This window comes from Campylobacter concisus, from assembly GCF_002092855.1.
GTDB classification, from domain to species: Bacteria; Campylobacterota; Campylobacteria; order Campylobacterales; family Campylobacteraceae; genus Campylobacter_A; species Campylobacter_A concisus_AI.
Map to the genome: position 1 here is coordinate 1 of NZ_LVLC01000007.1, position 357 is coordinate 357.

A 357-nucleotide genomic window follows, 5' to 3' on the forward strand; every position below is an offset into this window, starting at 1 on the left:
GGTGAAGGCATCGGTAAGGATAACCCGAACGGCGATACGGCGGTTGATGACGCAATTGTGCGGATGGCTGAGAAAGTTTCTATGCGTTATCCAGTCGTTGACGGACAAGGAAACTTTGGCTCGATAGATGGCGACAGCGCAGCTGCGATGCGTTATACCGAAGCTAGAATGACAATGCTTACTGAAGAGCTTTTAAAAGATATCGACAAAGACACGGTTGATTTTGTGCCAAACTACGATGATAGAGAGGTTGAGCCAGATGTACTTCCAAGCCGTGTGCCAAATTTATTGCTAAACGGCTCAAGCGGTATCGCTGTTGGTATGGCGACAAATATCCCACCACACAGCCTTGATGAG

1 protein-coding gene is annotated in these 357 nt (G+C 47.9%); it reads left to right on the plus strand.

The genetic code is table 11. The annotated features are described in order from the left end of the window. The coding region (locus A3223_RS04275; RefSeq protein ID WP_307781516.1) for a DNA gyrase subunit A at positions 1 to 357 on the plus strand (357 nt) is incomplete at both ends.